The organism is Streptomyces sp. NPDC004647, assembly GCF_040609575.1.
Classification (GTDB): domain Bacteria; phylum Actinomycetota; class Actinomycetes; order Streptomycetales; family Streptomycetaceae; genus Streptomyces.
The window spans coordinates 1-2,276 of the sequence record NZ_JBEXKU010000195.1; the positions used below are offsets into that span (position 1 = coordinate 1).

Genomic DNA, 2,276 nt, shown 5'->3' on the forward strand with positions numbered 1-2,276 from the left:
AATCTGACGGGTGGTGTGGCGTCGGCCGAGGAGTTGTGCTCGGCCGAGTACTGGGTGCGTCATGTCCGTGAGGCCGTGCGCTTCGCCGACGGCGTACGGACGCTGGCCGAGCAGGGTGTGACCACGTTCCTGGAGCTCGGCCCGGACGGTGTGCTGTCCGCCATGGCCCAGGAATCCGTACCCGACGGCGCCGTGACCGTACCGGCGCTCCGCAAGGACCGTGACGAGGAGACCACCCTCGTCACCGCACTGGCCCGGCTGCATGTCCACGGCGTGCGCGTGGAGTGGCCGGGGTTCTTCGCAGGCACCGGCGCCCAGCAGGTGGATCTGCCGACGTACGCCTTCCAACACGAGCGCTTCTGGCCGAAGATGACCTTCCAACCGGCCGACGCGACCGGTCTAGGACTGACCTCCGCCAACCACCCGCTGCTCGGCGCCGCCATGTCCGTGGCGGGCTCCGACGAACTTCTGCTGACCGGCACCCTCTCGCTGGCCACCCACCCGTGGCTGGCCGACCATGTCGTCAGCGGGATGGTCTTCTTCCCCGGCACCGGATTCCTCGAACTCGCGATCAGGGCCGCCGACCAGGCCGGATGCGACCGCGTCGAGGAACTGATGCTGGCCGCCCCGCTCATCCTGCCCCGCACGGGCGCCGTCCAGGTGCAGATCTCCATCGGCGGCGCGGACGAGGAGGGCCGCCGCGAGCTGCGCTTCCACACCCGCCCCGCGGACGCCCGCGACGACGAGTGGACGCTGCACGCCTCCGGGCGGATCGGCAGCGGCGAGCAGGTCCTCGGCTTCGACGGAGCCGTATGGCCGCCCAAGGGCGCGACCGTGGTGGATACCGAGGGGCTGTACGACCGCTACGCAAGCAACGGACTCGAGTACGGCCCGGTCTTCCGCGGCCTGCGCGCGGTCTGGCGCCGGGGCGAGGAGATCTTCGCCGAGGTCGCCCTCGACCGCGATGTCAGCGACGCGAACGACTTCGGCGTACACCCGGCGCTGCTCGACTCCGTCCTGCACAGCACGGTGTTCGCCAGCGCGGACGGCGACGACCGCAGTCTGTTGCCCTTCGCCTGGAACGGGGTGTCCCTGCACGCCTCCGGGGCCTCCACCCTGCGCGTGCGGGTGACCAGCAACGGCAAGGACTCCGTCCAGCTGGCCGCCGTCGACGTCCAGGGCGAACCGGTGATCTCGGTGGACTCGCTGGTCCTCCGGGCGGCAGGCCCCCAGGCGGCCGGCAGCGGCCGCCGCGACGAGCTGAACTCGCTCTTCCGCATCGACTGGGTGCCCGGCCCACCGGAGAAGGCGTCCGCGGACACCGAATGGGTGGTGCTCGGCACGGACGAACTGGGCCTGACCGCCGCCCTCGCCACAACCGGCGCCGCCAGGCTCGGCGCCCCGGCGGACACCCTCGCCGAACTGGCCGCCCGCGACGCCGCGGCGGTGCCCGGAACCGTCGTCGTAACGCTCCGGGGCGACAGCGCGCGCGGCGCCGAGTCGGCCCACGAACTCGCGCACTACGCGCTGACGTTGGTACAGGAGTGGCTGGCCGATGAGCGGTTCGCCGACTCGCGGCTGGTGTTCGTCACCCGGGGCGCCGTCGAGGATGCCACCCAGGACGTCACCGATGTCGCCGCCGCCTCGGTGTGGGGCCTGGTGCGCTCCGCGCAGGCGGAGAACCCCGGGCGGTTCCTGCTCGTGGACGCCGACGACTCGGCGTCCGGACTCCCCGGGCTGCCGGGGCTGGTGGACGCGGACGAGCCGCAGGCCGTGGTCCGCGCGGGTGCGCTGCGGGTGGGCCGGCTCGCCCGGCTGGAATCGGGTACGGGCCTGGTGCCGCCGGCCGGCGGACCCTGGCGGCTGGGCAGCAGGGCCAAGGGCAGTCTGGACGGTCTGATCCTGGATCCGTTCGCCGAGGTTCTCCAACCGCTGACCGGCCGCGAGGTACGGATCGAGGTCCGCGCGGCCGGGGTCAACTTCCGCGATGTCCTCAACGCCCTGGGCATGTACCCCGGCGACGCCGGACTGTTCGGCTCCGAGGCGGCCGGTGTCGTGGTCGACACCGGGCCCGATGCTACCGATCTGCGGGTCGGCGACCGGGTCATGGGCATGCTCTTCGGCGGCTTCGGCACCCATGTGGTGGGCGACGAGCGCATGATGACCCCCGTACCGGAGGACTGGTCGTGGGAGATGGCGGCGTCGGTGCCGTTGGTGTTCCTGACGGCGTACTACGCCCTGGTGGAGTTGGGTGGGTTGCGGCGTGGGGAGAAGGT

General features: G+C 72.2%; 1 protein-coding gene. It reads left to right on the plus strand.

What is annotated here, in order from left to right; all coding sequences use genetic code 11:
• A partial coding sequence (locus ABZW18_RS34625) for a polyketide synthase dehydratase domain-containing protein (RefSeq protein ID WP_356195463.1) occupies positions 1–2,276 on the plus strand: 2,276 nt, incomplete at both ends.